The 14,074-nt window shown below is 60.3% G+C and carries 12 protein-coding genes; 8 read left to right on the top strand and 4 right to left on the bottom strand.

Annotated elements, in window-relative coordinates:
- Window positions 1-2: 2 nt before the first annotated feature.
- Window positions 3-2,357 (top strand): xanthine dehydrogenase molybdopterin binding subunit, encoded by a 2,355-nt coding sequence (gene xdhB / locus GGD46_RS17135; protein WP_184705976.1) that lies wholly within the window; start codon window positions 3-5, stop codon window positions 2,355-2,357.
- A gap of 4 nt (window positions 2,358-2,361) precedes the next feature.
- Window positions 2,362-3,210 carry a xanthine dehydrogenase accessory protein XdhC gene (gene xdhC / locus GGD46_RS17130; RefSeq protein ID WP_184705974.1) on the top strand — a complete coding sequence of 283 codons (849 nt, stop codon included), beginning with the start codon at window positions 2,362-2,364 and terminating at the stop codon, window positions 3,208-3,210.
- Window positions 3,211-3,313: 103 nt separating this feature from the next.
- Here xdhC and GGD46_RS17125 read toward each other — a convergent pair whose 3' ends face one another.
- The 3 genes from GGD46_RS17125 to GGD46_RS17115 form a co-directional block, all read right to left on the bottom strand.
- Window positions 3,314-3,754 (bottom strand): PIN domain-containing protein, encoded by a 441-nt coding sequence (locus GGD46_RS17125; RefSeq protein ID WP_184705972.1) that lies wholly within the window; start codon window positions 3,752-3,754, stop codon window positions 3,314-3,316.
- A 2-nt stretch (window positions 3,755-3,756) separates the two neighbouring features.
- Window positions 3,757-4,008, bottom strand: coding sequence for a type II toxin-antitoxin system Phd/YefM family antitoxin (locus GGD46_RS17120; RefSeq protein ID WP_184705970.1), 252 nt, complete (start codon window positions 4,006-4,008; stop codon window positions 3,757-3,759).
- 140 nt (window positions 4,009-4,148) lie between these two features.
- Window positions 4,149-5,087 carry a LysR family transcriptional regulator gene (locus GGD46_RS17115; RefSeq protein WP_184705968.1) on the bottom strand — a complete coding sequence of 313 codons (939 nt, stop codon included), beginning with the start codon at window positions 5,085-5,087 and terminating at the stop codon, window positions 4,149-4,151.
- Between the two features lie 140 nt (window positions 5,088-5,227).
- On the opposite strand from GGD46_RS17115, the gene GGD46_RS17110 reads away from it, so the two are divergent.
- On the top strand, window positions 5,228-6,466 hold the full coding sequence (locus GGD46_RS17110; RefSeq protein ID WP_184705966.1) for a urate hydroxylase PuuD: 1,239 nt from the start codon (window positions 5,228-5,230) through the stop codon (window positions 6,464-6,466).
- Window positions 6,463-7,806, top strand: coding sequence for a guanine deaminase (guaD, locus tag GGD46_RS17105; protein WP_184705964.1), 1,344 nt, complete (start codon window positions 6,463-6,465; stop codon window positions 7,804-7,806). Before GGD46_RS17110 ends, guaD begins: the two co-directional genes overlap by 4 nt.
- A 62-nt stretch (window positions 7,807-7,868) precedes the next feature.
- Here the strand turns inward: guaD and bhcR are convergent, their stop codons facing one another.
- On the bottom strand, window positions 7,869-8,693 hold the full coding sequence (gene bhcR, locus GGD46_RS17100) for an HTH-type transcriptional regulator BhcR (RefSeq protein ID WP_184705962.1): 825 nt from the start codon (window positions 8,691-8,693) through the stop codon (window positions 7,869-7,871).
- 197 nt (window positions 8,694-8,890) lie between these two features.
- Here bhcR and gcl point away from each other — a divergent pair, with 197 nt between their 5' ends.
- The 4 genes from gcl to GGD46_RS17080 all read left to right on the top strand — a co-directional run bounded on the left by gcl (window position 8,891) and on the right by GGD46_RS17080 (window position 13,779).
- Window positions 8,891-10,675, top strand: a complete 1,785-nt coding sequence (gene gcl, locus GGD46_RS17095; RefSeq protein WP_184705960.1) for a glyoxylate carboligase — start codon at window positions 8,891-8,893, stop codon at window positions 10,673-10,675.
- A 12-nt stretch (window positions 10,676-10,687) separates the two neighbouring features.
- Window positions 10,688-11,503 carry a hydroxypyruvate isomerase gene (gene hyi, locus GGD46_RS17090; protein ID WP_184705958.1) on the top strand — a complete coding sequence of 272 codons (816 nt, stop codon included), beginning with the start codon at window positions 10,688-10,690 and terminating at the stop codon, window positions 11,501-11,503.
- Between the two features lie 5 nt (window positions 11,504-11,508).
- A complete protein-coding gene (glxR, locus tag GGD46_RS17085) occupies window positions 11,509-12,393 on the top strand; it encodes a 2-hydroxy-3-oxopropionate reductase (protein ID WP_184705957.1) in 885 nt (294 codons plus the stop codon).
- A 117-nt stretch (window positions 12,394-12,510) separates the two neighbouring features.
- On the top strand, window positions 12,511-13,779 hold the full coding sequence (locus GGD46_RS17080; protein WP_184705955.1) for a glycerate kinase: 1,269 nt from the start codon (window positions 12,511-12,513) through the stop codon (window positions 13,777-13,779).
- Window positions 13,780-14,074: the final 295 nt, after the last annotated feature.

Here is a 14,074-nt window from a genome sequence, read left to right as displayed (position 1 = left end):
CCATGAACAAGCATACAACGGATCTCAAACCTGAAGCCATTGTCGGCGGTGTCCATTCGAGCCCGAGGCATGATTCAGCGCATAAGCATGTCTCCGGCGCGGCCGTCTATATCGATGACATCGCAGAACCCGCCGGGACGTTGCATGCCGGTCTCGGCCTGTCCACCGTCGCACACGCTATTTTGAAATCGGTCGATCTCTCGGCAGTACGCGCGGCCCCCGGCGTCGTCACGGTCCTGACCCATGAGGACGTACCCGGCGTCAATGATATCTCGCCTTCCTACATGCATGACGATCCCGTGCTCGCCGCCGGCAAGGTCGAGTTTCACGGCCAGCCGATCTTCTGCGTCATTGCGGAAACGCGCGAGCAGGCCCGGCGCGCTGCCCGGCTTGCCAAGATCGACTATGAGGAACTGCCGGCCGATATCGACATCTGGGATCTCGACGTTTCGACCCATCGGCAAGTGGTGACACCATTGACGCTGAAACGCGGCGATGCTGCCACTGCTCTTGCAAGCGCACCGCGACGCGTCACCGGTCGCATGCGGCTCGGCGGACAGGATCATTTCTACCTGGAGGGCCAAATCTCGCTTGCCATCCCCGGTGAGGACGATGAAGTCGTCGTCTATTGCTCGACGCAGGGCCCAAGCGAGACGCAGCACATGGTCGCCCACGCGCTCGGCGTGCCGAGCAATGCCGTGACGATCGAAGTGCGCCGTATGGGCGGCGGCTTCGGCGGCAAGGAAACCCAGGCAAACCAGTGCGCCGCAATCGCGGCGATCGCCGCCAAGAAGCTGAAACGCGCCGTCAAGATCCGCCTCGACCGTGACGAAGATATGGCCGCCACCGGCAAGCGGCATGATTTTGCTATCGACTACGACGTCGGCTTCGATGACGAAGGCCGCATCCTTGCCGTCGACTATACCTTCGCGCTTCGGGCCGGATTTTCCGCCGACCTTTCCGGCCCGGTCGGTGACCGCGCGCTGTTTCACTGCGACAATGCCTATTTCTTCCCACATGTTCATGCAAAGTCGGCACCGCTTTACACCAATACCGTCTCCAACACCGCCTTTCGTGGTTTCGGCGGACCGCAGGGGATGGTGGGCGCCGAGCGCGTCATCGACGAAGTCGCCTTTGCGGTCGGCAAGGATCCGCTCGAGATCCGCAAACTGAATTTCTATGACGCGATGGGCGTCGAGGGCGAGCGCAATCTCACCCCCTATCACCAGAGGGTCGAGGATTGCATTATCCAGCGTATCGTCGCGGAACTGGAGGAAAGCGCCAACTATGCCGGACGCCGCAAGGCCATTGCCGAGTTCAACGCAAAGAGCCGCATCGTCAAGCGCGGCATCGCGCTCACTCCAGTGAAATTCGGCATCTCTTTCACCAAGACAGAGTCGAACCAGGCCGGAGCACTGGTCCACGTCTATAGCGACGGTTCCGTGCACATGAACCATGGCGGCACGGAGATGGGGCAAGGTCTGCATCTGAAGGTGGCTCAGGTCGTGGCGGAGGAGTTCCAGATCGATCTCGATCGGGTGAAAATCACCGCGACGACGACGGCCAAGGTGCCGAACACGTCGCCGACCGCCGCTTCTTCGGGTGCGGATTTGAACGGCATGGCGGCACAAGACGCCGCGCGCCAGATCAAGGAGAGATTGATCGCCTTTGCGGCTGAAAGCCATCAGGTGACGCGCGACCAGGTCAAATTCCTGCCGAACCGGGTGCGGATCGGCGATATCGAAATCCCGTTCGATGACCTCGTTAAAAAGGCCTATATGGCCCGCGTCCAGCTTTCGGCTGCGGGTTTCTACAAGACGCCGAAGATCCATTGGGACCGCAAGGCCGGGCGCGGCCACGCGTTCTATTATTACGCCTATGGTGCGGCCTGCTCGGAAGTCTCCATCGACACGCTGACCGGTGAGTACGTCGTCGAGCGCACGGATATTCTGCACGATACCGGCCGTTCGCTGAACAAGGCCATCGATATCGGCCAGATCGAGGGTGGCTTCATCCAGGGCATGGGTTGGCTGACGACAGAAGAGCTCTGGTGGGATGGCAAGGGCCGACTGCGCACGCATGCACCGTCGACCTACAAGATCCCTCTTGCATCCGACCGCCCGAAGATTTTCAATGTGGCGCTGACCGACTGGTCCGAGGCCTATGAGCCAACGATCCATCGGTCGAAGGCGGTCGGCGAACCGCCGCTGCCGCTTGGCCTTGCCGTCTTGCACGCGCTTTCGGATGCGGTCGCAAGCGTTGCCGATCACAAGATCTGCCCGCGTCTCGACGCGCCGGCAACACCGGAACGGGTGCTGATGGCGATCGAGCGTCTCAAGGCGGCGAACAAGGAGTGAGGTCATGTCTGCCGCCCGCGAAGATATCCGGGATTTCCTGCGCCGCGAACCGGCATCGATCCTTGTCGAAGTGACCGGAGTTGCCGGCTCGGCGCCGCGCGATACCGATGCCTGGATGCTGGTGTCGGAACATGCGATTTTCGCGACGATTGGCGGTGGGCAGCTGGAATATATGGCCATCGACCAGGCCCGTAGGGCGTTGCGCTCCGGCCTTGCGGCAGAACCGATGAGCGTTCCGCTCGGCCCGGAGATCGGCCAGTGCTGCGGCGGTCGGGTGGGACTTGCCTTCACCGCGCTCAATCCGCAGCTTGCCAACGATCTTGTCGCTCGCAGCGACCGGGAAATGGCCGCGCGCCCACATGTCTACGTCTTTGGAGCAGGCCATGTCGGCGATGCGCTCGCCATGGCGCTTTCGCTGGCGCCGCTGCGCGTGGTGCTGGTGGATACGCGCGAGGATGAGCTGACCGCCTGCACCGTGCCGCGCATTGAAACTTGCCTGACGGCCATGCCGGAGGCGGTCGTGCGCGACGCGCCAGCCGGCAGCAGCTTCGTGATCCTAACCCATGACCACGCACTCGATTTTCTGATCACAGCCGAAGCGCTGAAACGCTCCGATGCCGCCTATGTCGGCATGATAGGGTCGAAAACCAAGCGCGCCACCTTCCGCAACTGGCTGGCACGGGAAATCGGTCACGCGGATCTTTTCGATCGCCTCATCTGCCCGATCGGTGGAACCGCGATAAAGGACAAGCGCCCGACCGTTATCGCAACCCTTGCCGCTGCCGAAATCATGACAGCCGCGCTGAGTTGGGCGGCCGAGCGGATCAAACTTGTGGGCGCCGCCAATCGCTAGCCTTTCGGCAATGAGCTGAATACCCTTGCCGTATCATCGTCCCGCGAAAGCCGTCGCAAGATCTCGGCTGGCTGCAGCAGGCAGCCGGTCTCACTAAAACCTGTCACTGGATAATAGGTAACTGCTTTAGGGGATTTGCGAGCGGCACGCCAAGCGGCTCGAAATGACGCTCGTTGGCCGTCAGGACAGTAAGACCATGCGCAGCCGCAGTCGCGGCGATGGCAATGTCCTCGAAGCCAGGATCGTGAGCGCGTGCTCTGTCAAGCATCAGGCCAACGTGTCTCGTTTCCTCCATTCCGAATGGCAGAATTCGACCCGCGTAAAAATGTGCGACCGCCGCGAGCCAGCGACGCAACAGCGCTGCTTTGGTCGTTGCCCCGATCCTTACTGCACGCGCAATTCCTGCCTCAATCTCGGCAATGGAGATTGCTGATAGACAAAGCCGGTCGCTATTCGCACGCATCCAGGCTGCAAATGCATCGATACCGACGTTCCGCTTGGTCGGGGCATCGGCCGACACAATATTGGTGTCCAGAAGATACAAGGTCAAAGGCCGTTTTCACGCAATGCGCGGGCAGGCTTTCGCGATCGTTCTGGAATATCCGACGTTTCTCCAGGAAAAGCCAAAAGCAGATCTGCAAAGTCCGGCACTCTGGAAATTCGTTCCCATTCTTCGAAGGAAACCAGCACGGCCTCTTTACGGCCATGGCGAGTGATAGTGGTCGGCTCGCCGGCCACGGCTTGGTCGACGACGGCGGAAAGCGTCGCTTTGGCATCCTTGAGCTGGATTTCCTTCATGTCAATTCTCTATATGACCATCAGTAGTCATATAAGAACTTCCTGATTCTGAAACGTCATCACCACTCTCCTCACGCTCGCATGCGATGTCCTGAATCCGTCTGGTCAAGGAGACAGTATTGTGAGGCAAGGCCTTCGGATCATGGTGCTACGGCTGCAGGCTCATCGGCAAGTAACTTGCCGATGAGCCGCTGACAGCGCTCAGCCATGAAATCGATCATCAGGCGCACCTTGGGATCTTGAAAACGCTTGTGCGGATAGATGGCGGCGAGTTGCACCGGCGCCGGCGGGCTTTCCTTCAGGATCTCCACCAATCGGCCCTCCCGAAGGTAGGCCTTCACTTCAAACAGAGGCTTGTTGATGATGCCACGGTCCTCCAGCGCCCATTGAGTGAGGACATCGCCATCGTCGCTGTCATAGGGTCCCGCAACCTCGAACTTGCGCACACCTTCCGCCGTCATCAGCGTCCAGTAATATTCCTTCGAGCCCGGATAGCGCAACAGAAGGCAGTCATGCTTGTCGGCGATCAATGCGTCAGCCGTCAAGGGAACGCCGCGACGCTCGAGATAGCTGGGCGAAGCACACAGCACGCGTTCGCAGTTGAGGATGCCGCGCATGCGCAGATTGGAATCCTCAAGCACGCCGAGCTTAAAGGCGACGTCGACACCTTCGGCCAGAATATCGACATTGTGGTCCGAGAGGCGAACACGCACCTCGATATCCGGGTATTTGTCGTGAAACTCCGGAATGCCCGAGGCCACAAGCCGGCGGCCGATGCCGAGCGGCGCGGTGATCCTGAGCGAACCCTTCGGATTGCGGGACAGATCGGCAATCGCCGCTTCGGCCTCATTGACCGCCTCGATGATCTTTACCGCCTTCTCATAGAAAACGCGTCCATGTTCGGTCGGCGAGAGCTTACGCGTCGTGCGGTTGAACAGACGCACGCCGAGATGCCGCTCGAGTTCCTTTATGCGATTGCTGGCAACCGCCGGCGTGACGCGCTGATCGCGCCCTGCCGCCGAGAGGGTACCGAGTTCGACCACGCGAACGAAGACACGGACGTTATCAAGATAGGACATAACTCTTTCTACCACATCGCAAAGCAGAACAAAGCGGGGGGCATCTTATAGATTTTTTTGAAAGTGTTGCGGATTCCCCGGGATTTTCGTGAAAATCGAGCGATGGCAAACAATCCCATGGAAATCGGGAGGGAGTTCCCATGTACGAATATGCCATCGCCTGGGACTGGCTGACCTTTGCCGTCCGTTGGCTGCACGTTATCACAGCAATCGCCTGGATCGGCTCGTCATTCTATTTCGTGGCGCTCGACCTTGGCCTGAAGAAGCACCCTGCCCTGCCGCCAGGCGCCTACGGCGAAGAATGGCAGGTTCATGGCGGCGGCTTCTACCATATCCAGAAGTATCTGGTGGCGCCGGCCAATATGCCGAGCCACCTCGTCTGGTTCAAATGGGAAAGCTACGTCACCTGGATGTCCGGTTTCGGCATGCTCTGTCTCGTCTATTATGCCGGGGCGGACCTCTATATGATCGACCCGGCTGTACTCGATGTATCGAAGCCGGTCGCCATCGCCATTTCGCTGGCATCGATCGCCGGCGGTTGGATCATGTATGACCTGATCTGCAAGTCGCCCTTCGGCAATGACAATACGCGGCTGATGGTGGCGCTCTACTTCATTCTGGTGGCGGTAGCCTGGGGCTATACGCACTTGTTCACCGGTCGCGCCGCCTTTCTGCATCTTGGCGCGTTTACCGCGACCATCATGTCCGCCAACGTGTTCTTCATCATCATTCCGAACCAGAAGATCGTGGTCGCTGACCTCATTGCCGACCGCAAACCAGATCCGAAATATGGCCGAATCGCTAAGCAGCGCTCGACCCACAACAATTATCTGACGCTGCCGGTCCTGTTCCTGATGCTGTCGAACCACTATCCGCTGGCTTTCGGCACGCAGTTCAACTGGATCATCGCCTCGCTTGTCTTCCTGATGGGCGTGACGATCCGACACTGGTTCAACACCCGTCATGCCGACGCCGGCAAGCCGACCTGGACATGGATCGTCACCGTCATCCTCTTCATCGCTATCATGTGGCTTTCGACCGTTCCGAAAATTCTGACCGGCGAGCCGGTCACGAAGCTTTCGGCGATCCAGCAGCCCTTCGTCGAGGCTCAGGCCTTCCCGAAAGTTCGCGACACCATCATGGGGCGCTGCTCTATGTGTCATGCGAAGGAGCCGAGCTGGGAGGGCATCATCGCCCCTCCGAAGGGCGTCGTCTTCGAGACCGACCGCGATATCGCAGCCCATGCCCGCGAAATCTATCTGCAGGCGGGCCGAAGCCACGCCATGCCGCCGGCCAATGCCTCGCACATTACCGACGAGGAGCGCCGCCTGCTCGTTTCCTGGTATGAAAATGCCGTCAATGGGGAGAAAACCCAATGAATGAAGTTCTGATCCGTGGCCGCGTCCTGACCTTCCTTGCCGAACCGCAAGGCATCGATGACACCGCATCCTATCGCTATATCGAGGATGGCGCCGTTTTTGTCCGCGGCGGAAAGATCGTTGAGATCGGCCCCTATGGCGACATAAGCAAGCTTACCGGCGCCGATATCAAGATCTTGGATCATCGACCGAACCTCATCCTTCCCGGCTTTATCGACACGCATTTGCATTTCCCGCAGACGCAGGCGATTGCGTCTTATGGCGCGCAGCTGCTTGAATGGCTGAACACCTACATTTTCGTCGAGGAGCAGAAATTCGCCCGCGCCGCGCATGCGGCCGAGGTGGCCGACCGTTTCATGGACGAACTCCTGTCGAACGGCACGACGACGGCGGTTGCCTATTGCTCGGTGCATCCGGAAAGTGTTGACGCCTATTTTACGGCGGCCGAAGCACGCGGCATGTGCATGATCGGCGGCAAGGTGATGATGGATCGCAATGCGCCGGACGCGCTGCGTGACACGCCGCAGCGCGGATATGACGAGACAAAGCGGCTTATCGAGAAATGGCACGGCCGCGGTCGGGCGCATTATGCGATCAGCCCGCGCTTTGCCATCACCTCGACGCCGGAGCAGATGGAGATGAGCAAGGCGCTCGTCGCCGAGCATCCCGACTGCTACGTCCAAACGCATCTTTCAGAAAATCGGGATGAGATCGCCTTTACGACCTCCCTTTACCCCGAGGCGAAAGACTATACGGACATCTATGCCCGCTATGGTCTGCTCAACGAGCGCATGCTGCTCGGCCATTGTATCCATATGAGCGAGCGGGAAGTTGCCGTTCTGGCCGAAACCGGCGCGGTCGGCGTGTTCTGCCCAACATCGAACCTCTTCCTCGGCTCCGGTCTCTTCAATGCCGCACAGTTCGACAAGCTCGGTGCGCGCTGGTCGGTCGCGACGGATGTCGGCGCCGGCACCAGCTTCTCGATGCTCGAAACCATGGACGAAGCCTATAAGGTTCTGCATCTGCAGGGCCAGCGACTGACGCCGTTCAATTCCTTCTACCGCATGACGCGCGGCAATGCGCTCGCGCTCGGACTGGAACGACAGATCGGCTCGCTGCAGGCGGGCGCGGATGCCGATATCGTCGTGCTCGATTCCGGCGCGAAGTCGGCGATGGAATTCCGTATGCGCACCGTAACCTCGCTCGCCGAGGAGCTCTTCATTCTTCAAACCATGGGCGACGACCGTTGCATCGCCGAAGTCTATGTTGCCGGAAAAGCGATGAAGACCAAAAACAACAAGCCGGCAACAATGGCTCAAGCGTCACTTCAGCTTGCCTGACAATTGATGCGGCGGCCCACCAACACCGTCGTCTCCGTCATCGGAGGCGACGGTGAAGGCATTCAGGCGCGTTTCGAACGTCCACCCATGGCCTTCGTCAACCCTTCGGCCGCAGCCCGCACGATCGGACCGAGCGCATGGACCTTCTCGTCCGGCAAGCGCACAGCCGGCCCCGAAACGGAGATTCCTGCAACGGCGTCGCCATATTCGTCGAAGATCGGCGCCGCCACACAGCGCATGCCGAGCGTGTGTTCCTCGTCATCGATCGACCAGCCGCGCGAGCGGATCTCGGTGAGGTCCTTTAGCAGAGCAGGGAGCGTATCGCGGGTTTTCTCCGTGAAATGCTGGAGCGTGCCTTCGCCAAGTGCAGCCTCGATCCGGCTGTCCGGCCAGGTCGAAATGATCGCCTTGCCAATACCGGAGGCATGGATTGGCCCGCGCCGGCCGGGTCGGAAAAAGGCGCGCATCGGCGCATGGCTTTCCGCCTGAGAGATGAAAACGACGTCGCCATCCTCTTCGATGGCGATATTGGCCGTCTCACCGGTTTCCTCCATGAGTTGCTTCAGGAATGGCCTGCTGATCGTGCTGAGCTTGCGGAAGCGCAAGTAAGCTGTTCCAATCTCGAAGGCTTTGACCCCGATGGTCCACGCGCCGGTTTCGCTGTCATGCGCCACCATGCCGTGCTGGGCGAGAGATGTCAGCAGCCGATGCACCGTAGACGGCGCCATGGCCGATTGATCGGCAAGGTCGGTCAAAACAGCGCCGTCCGCTTCAGCCACAAGCTCCAGAAGCTTCAAACTGCGATCCAGCACCTGGACGGACGAAGCCGCCGCATTCTCGGCTGGTTTTCGACCCGGCCTGCCCCTGGTCTTTTCCCGATGTTCCATCACGATTCCCATTCCCGATCGAACCCGCGCTGCGCCTCTTGGCGCAGTCTGCTTCGGTTTCATGACATATCCGCTAAGTCTCGATTGTTCCAGATTTGTTGAAAATGTTTATTTCCATATAATGGGATTTATTTCCATTTTATGATTGCGCTAGCTGGCATATGCGCTACCTTCGATACAGAAACGGAGGAATTCCCATGGCAAAGATGCGAGCAGTCGATGCTGCAGTGTTGGTTCTGGAGAAGGAGGGCATCCATTGCGCTTTCGGCGTTCCCGGTGCTGCGATCAACCCCTTCTATTCGGCGATGAAAGCCCGCGGCTCGATCCGCCATGTGCTTGCCCGCCATGTTGAAGGCGCAAGCCACATGGCCGAGGGTTATACCCGCGCGCGCGCCGGCAATATCGGTGTCTGCATCGGAACGTCCGGCCCGGCCGGTACCGACATGATCACCGGCCTTTATTCGGCTTCGGCCGATTCAATTCCGATTCTTTGCATTACGGGTCAGGCGCCGCGCGCGCGCCTCGACAAGGAGGATTTTCAGGCCGTCGACATCGCCAAGATCGCAGCACCGGTCACCAAATGGGCCGTAACCGTCATGGAGCCGGCACTCGTTCCCTTTGTCTTTCAGAAGGCATTTCATACGATGCGCTCCGGCCGTCCAGGCCCTGTCCTGATCGATCTGCCGGTTGACGTCCAGCTCGCTGAAATCGAGTTCGACATCGACACCTATGCCCCTCTTGAACCCTATAAGCCGTCGGCGACGCGGGCGCAGGCAGAAAAGGCACTCGCCATGCTCAATGCAGCCGAGCGGCCCTTGATCGTTGCCGGCGGTGGCATCATCAATGCCGACGCTTCCGATCTTCTGGTCGAGCTCGCCGAGATCACCGGTGTTCCGGTCATCCCGACATTGATGGGCTGGGGCACAATCCCCGACGATCATCCGCTGATGGTCGGCATGTGCGGGCTGCAGACATCGCATCGCTACGGCAATGCCACGCTGCTCGCCTCGGACTTCGTCCTTGGCATCGGCAATCGCTGGGCAAACCGTCATACAGGAAATGTCTCGACCTATACCGAGGGCCGGACCTTCGTGCATGTCGACATCGAACCGACCCAGATCGGCCGTGTGTTCGCGCCAGATTTCGGTATCGTCTCGGATGCCGGCGCTGCGCTGAAGCTCCTCCTCGACGTCGCCACCGAATGGAAGACCGCCGGCAAGCTGCGCGACTGGTCGGCCTGGGCTGAGGAGTGCCGCGACCGCAAGCGCACAATGCTGCGCAAGACGCATTTCGACCAGACACCGCTGAAGCCGCAGCGCGTCTACGAGGAGATGAACAAGGCTTTTGATCGCGACACCTGCTATGTCTCGACCATCGGGCTCAGCCAGATCGCTGGCGCGCAGTTCCTGCATGTCTACAAGCCGCGCAACTGGATCAATTGCGGCCAGGCCGGCCCGCTCGGCTGGACGCTGCCGGCAGCGCTCGGCGTGCGTGCTGCAGATCCGGACCGTCCGATCGTGGCTCTGTCCGGCGATTACGACTTCCAGTTCCTCATCGAGGAATTGGCCGTTGGTGCCCAGCATAAGTTGCCCTATCTGCATGTCGTCGTGAACAATTCCTACCTCGGCCTCATTCGCCAGGCCCAGCGCGGCTTCAACATGGATTTCGAGGTCAGCCTCGCCTTCGACAATATCAACGCCACGGACGGCGCAGAGCCGGGTTACGGCGTCGACCATGTCGCGGTTGCCGAGGGTCTCGGTTGCAAGGCCATCCGCGTGCGCAGCCCGAACGAATTCCAGGAGGCATTCACGACAGCCAAAAAGCTCATGGCGGAACATCAGGTTCCTGTCGTCATCGAGTTCATTCTGGAGCGTGTCACCAACATCGCCATGGGCGCCGACATCAATGCCGTCGTCGAATTCGAGGAACTTGCCGAGCGGGGCGAGGACGCCCCGACCGCGACCCTTGCCTTGCTGGACTAAAGGAGACATCCCATGCCGAAATTTGCGGCCAATCTGACCATGCTTTTCAACGAGGCCCCCTTCCTCGAGCGCTTCGCACTCGCAGCCAAGGCCGGTTTCGAGGGCGTCGAGTATCTCTTCCCCTATGAGTTCGAGAGGGATGCGCTTCGCGCCGAGCTCGATCGTCATGGCCTTACCCAGGTGCTGCACAACCTGCCGGCCGGCAATTGGGCTGGCGGCGAGCGCGGGATCGCAATCTTCCCCGATCGTATCGACGAGTTCCGCCGCGGTGTCGCCTCTGCGATCGACTATGCAACGGCGCTTGGCTGCAGGCAGGTCAACTGCCTCTCAGGCATCGCTCCGTCTGGCATGTCCAACGAGATCTTGCGCACGACCTTCGTCGCCAACCTCAGCTATGCCGCAGCCGAATTGGGCAAGTACGGAATTCGCCTGCTGATCGAGCCGATCAACCACTTCGACATTCCGGGTTTCTATCTGAACACGCCCGATCAGGCCGCTTCGATCATAGCGGAGGTCGGCAGCGACAACCTGTTCATTCAATATGACCTCTATCATCAGCAGCGCACCGAGGGTGAGCTGATCGGCACGTTCAAGAAGCATCAGGCCCAGATCGCCCATGTGCAGCTTGCCGACAATCCCGGTCGCAACGAACCGGGTACCGGCGAGATCGCCTATCCCTTCGTCTTCAACGCACTCGATGCGCTCGGCTATGACGGCTGGATCGGCTGTGAATACAAGCCACGCACCACGACCGAGGCAGGGCTCGGCTGGTTTGCGACCGCCGGCCGCCAGGCCGAAAGCGCTGCTATTCTCACTATCAGGAGCTAAGAACCATGGCACATATCGGATTTATCGGCCTCGGCATCATGGGAACGCCCATGGCTCGTCACCTGCAGGATGCCGGCCACACCGTCATCACCTCCAAGTTCGCGATTGCGCCGCGTCAGGAATTGCTCGACCACGGCCTGCAGGTCGTCGAGACACCAAAAGCGCTCGCCGAAACCGTCGACACCATCATCCTGATGCTGCCGGATACGCCCGAGGTCAAGGATGTCCTCTTCGGCGAAAACGGTGTCGCCTATGGTCTATCGAAAGGCAAGCTCGTCATCGACATGAGCTCAATCTCACCGATCGAGACCAAGGAATTCGCCAGGAAGGTTCGCGAAACCGGTGCCGAATATATCGACGCGCCTGTTTCCGGTGGAGAGGTCGGCGCGAAAAATGCCTCGCTCTCGATCATGGCCGGTGGCTCCGAGGCAAGCTTCGAACGGGCGCTGCCGCTCCTTCAACTGATGGGCAAGAACATTACGCTCGTCGGCGATTGCGGCGACGGCCAGGTCACCAAGGTCGCCAACCAGATCATCGTCGCACTGACGATCGAGGCGGTATCCGAGGCTCTCGTCTTCGCTTCCAAGGCCGGAGCCGATCCGGCGCGTGTGCGCGCCGCGCTGATGGGTGGCTTTGCTTCGTCGCGCATCCTCGAAGTGCATGGCGAGCGCATGATCAAGCGCACCTTTGAGCCCGGATTCCGCATCTCGTTGCATCAGAAGGACCTGAACCTCGCGCTGCAGGGTGCAAAGGCGCTTGGCATCTCGCTACCCAACACTGCCTTGACGCAGGAGCTTTTCAACCAATGCGCCGCCAATGGCGATAGCGGGCTCGACCACTCCGGCCTGGTCAAGGCGCTGGAGCGCATGGCGAACCATCCCGTCGCCTAAAGCACCATCAGGAAAATTGCTGAGCGGTTTTCCGACCTGAATGCGTACCGAAACTGAAATAGAGCGTTTTCGCGCTTCGCCGGAAAGGCGAAGACGCTCTGGAATGTGAGAAGCTCGATGCCGCCCATTTCCAACCCTCGCGCCTTTCTGGAAAAGTTGTTTTATGCAGCAGTGGCTGCGGCCGATCCGGACAAGGCGCTTGTTGCCCATCTGCCGGAAAAGCCGAAGGGTCGTACGGTGGTCGTCGGCGCGGGTAAAGGGGCGGCGCAAATGGCGCGCGCCTTCGAGCGTCTTTGGGATGCGCCACTTTCCGGTGTCGTCGTGACGCGCTACGGCTATGCCGTCCGATGCGAGCGTATCGAGGTTCTTGAAGCCGCGCATCCTGTGCCGGACGAAAGCGGTCTGCTCGCAGCGGAGCGGCTGATGGCGGCGGTGAGCGGCCTCACCGAAGACGATCTGGTCGTCGCCCTCATCTGCGGCGGTGGCTCGGCATTGCTGCCGGCTCCGGCCGGCGATCTCACGCTTGCCGACGAGGTCGCCGTCAACCGCGCGCTGCTTGCCTCCGGTGCGCCGATCAGCGCCATGAACGCCGTGCGCAAGCAGGTCTCGCGTATCAAGGGCGGCCGTCTGGCCGCTCTTGCCTATCCCGCCCGCGTAGTCTCTCTCGTCGTTTCCGATATTCCGGGCGACAATCCGGCGCTGGTCGCCTCCGGCCCCACCATTGCCGATACGGCCACGCGTGCCGAAGCGCTCGAGATCATAGACCGCTACCGGCTCGACTTGCCGGAAGCCGTCACACGCCATATCGCAAATGGCATTGGCGAACCACCTTTACCATCAGATCCCCGCTTTGTGCGAAACGAGGTCAAGCTGGTCGCTTCGGCCGCCATCGCTCTTGAGGCCGCCGCCGGCGTCGCACGCAATGCCGGCGTAGAACCCATCATCCTTTCGGACGCCATCGAAGGCGAAGCATCCGAAGTCGGCCGCCAACATGCAGCGATCGTGGCCAAAATCTCAAAGCGAGGCCTGGCGCCGCAAAGCCCTGTCCTCGTCCTGTCGGGCGGCGAGACTACGGTGACAATCAAGGGCAAGGGCAAGGGCGGCCGCAACAGCGAGTTCCTGCTGTCTCTGGCTTGCGCCATATCCGGCCAGGATGGAGTTTCGGCACTTGCAGCCGACACCGACGGTATCGACGGTTCGGAGGACAATGCCGGCGCCTTTGCCGACGGCACCACCGTCTCGCGACTTGCAGCTCAAGGAAAGGACGCCGTCGACTTTCTTGATCGCAACGACAGTTGGTCGGCCTTTGACGCGCTTGGTGACCTTTTCGTAAGCGGCCCGACTGGCACGAACGTCAACGATTTCCGCGCAATCCTTTTGCAATAGGCTGTCGACCTCCAAGGTCGTGGCGACATGCGAGCTACTTCAGGCTGCCCCCTCTCCCGCCGATCACAACATATCGGGCGAGGAGAGAACAGCTGGCAGGTCTAGATCGCCCGACAGGGCGACGAACACATTCCTTGATCAGATTACGAACTCGCGGTCGGTGATGTTCCTGTCGCCAGGACGCCTCCAGCGCCGTTCGCCGCCGCTCATGAGTAGCCCATCAAGCATTTGCATCACGCAGAAGAGGCGTAGGAGAGCCATGAGGCTCGTCCGGCTTCAGGGCGCTGACGGCTTT

It is taken from the genome of Martinezella lusitana (assembly GCF_014207095.1).
Lineage (GTDB): Bacteria > Pseudomonadota > Alphaproteobacteria > Rhizobiales > Rhizobiaceae > Rhizobium > Rhizobium lusitanum_B.
This window is presented reverse-complemented; position numbering and strand designations above follow the sequence as displayed.

What these genes read in the sequence shown, in the direction of transcription:
- GGD46_RS17120 (WP_184705970.1), bottom strand. Translation starts at nt 4,008, where the DNA reads ATGAAGGAAATCCAGCTCAAGGATGCCAAAGCGACGCTTTCCGCCGTC.
- bhcR (WP_184705962.1), bottom strand. Translation starts at nt 8,693, where the DNA reads ATGGAACATCGGGAAAAGACCAGGGGCAGGCCGGGTCGAAAACCAGCC.
- hyi (WP_184705958.1), top strand. Translation starts at nt 10,688, where the DNA reads ATGCCGAAATTTGCGGCCAATCTGACCATGCTTTTCAACGAGGCCCCC.
- xdhC (WP_184705974.1), top strand. Translation starts at nt 2,362, where the DNA reads ATGTCTGCCGCCCGCGAAGATATCCGGGATTTCCTGCGCCGCGAACCG.
- glxR (WP_184705957.1), top strand. Translation starts at nt 11,509, where the DNA reads ATGGCACATATCGGATTTATCGGCCTCGGCATCATGGGAACGCCCATG.
- GGD46_RS17080 (WP_184705955.1), top strand. Translation starts at nt 12,511, where the DNA reads ATGCCGCCCATTTCCAACCCTCGCGCCTTTCTGGAAAAGTTGTTTTAT.
- GGD46_RS17110 (WP_184705966.1), top strand. Translation starts at nt 5,228, where the DNA reads ATGTACGAATATGCCATCGCCTGGGACTGGCTGACCTTTGCCGTCCGT.
- gcl (WP_184705960.1), top strand. Translation starts at nt 8,891, where the DNA reads ATGGCAAAGATGCGAGCAGTCGATGCTGCAGTGTTGGTTCTGGAGAAG.
- guaD (WP_184705964.1), top strand. Translation starts at nt 6,463, where the DNA reads ATGAATGAAGTTCTGATCCGTGGCCGCGTCCTGACCTTCCTTGCCGAA.
- GGD46_RS17115 (WP_184705968.1), bottom strand. Translation starts at nt 5,087, where the DNA reads ATGTCCTATCTTGATAACGTCCGTGTCTTCGTTCGCGTGGTCGAACTC.
- xdhB (WP_184705976.1), top strand. Translation starts at nt 3, where the DNA reads ATGAACAAGCATACAACGGATCTCAAACCTGAAGCCATTGTCGGCGGT.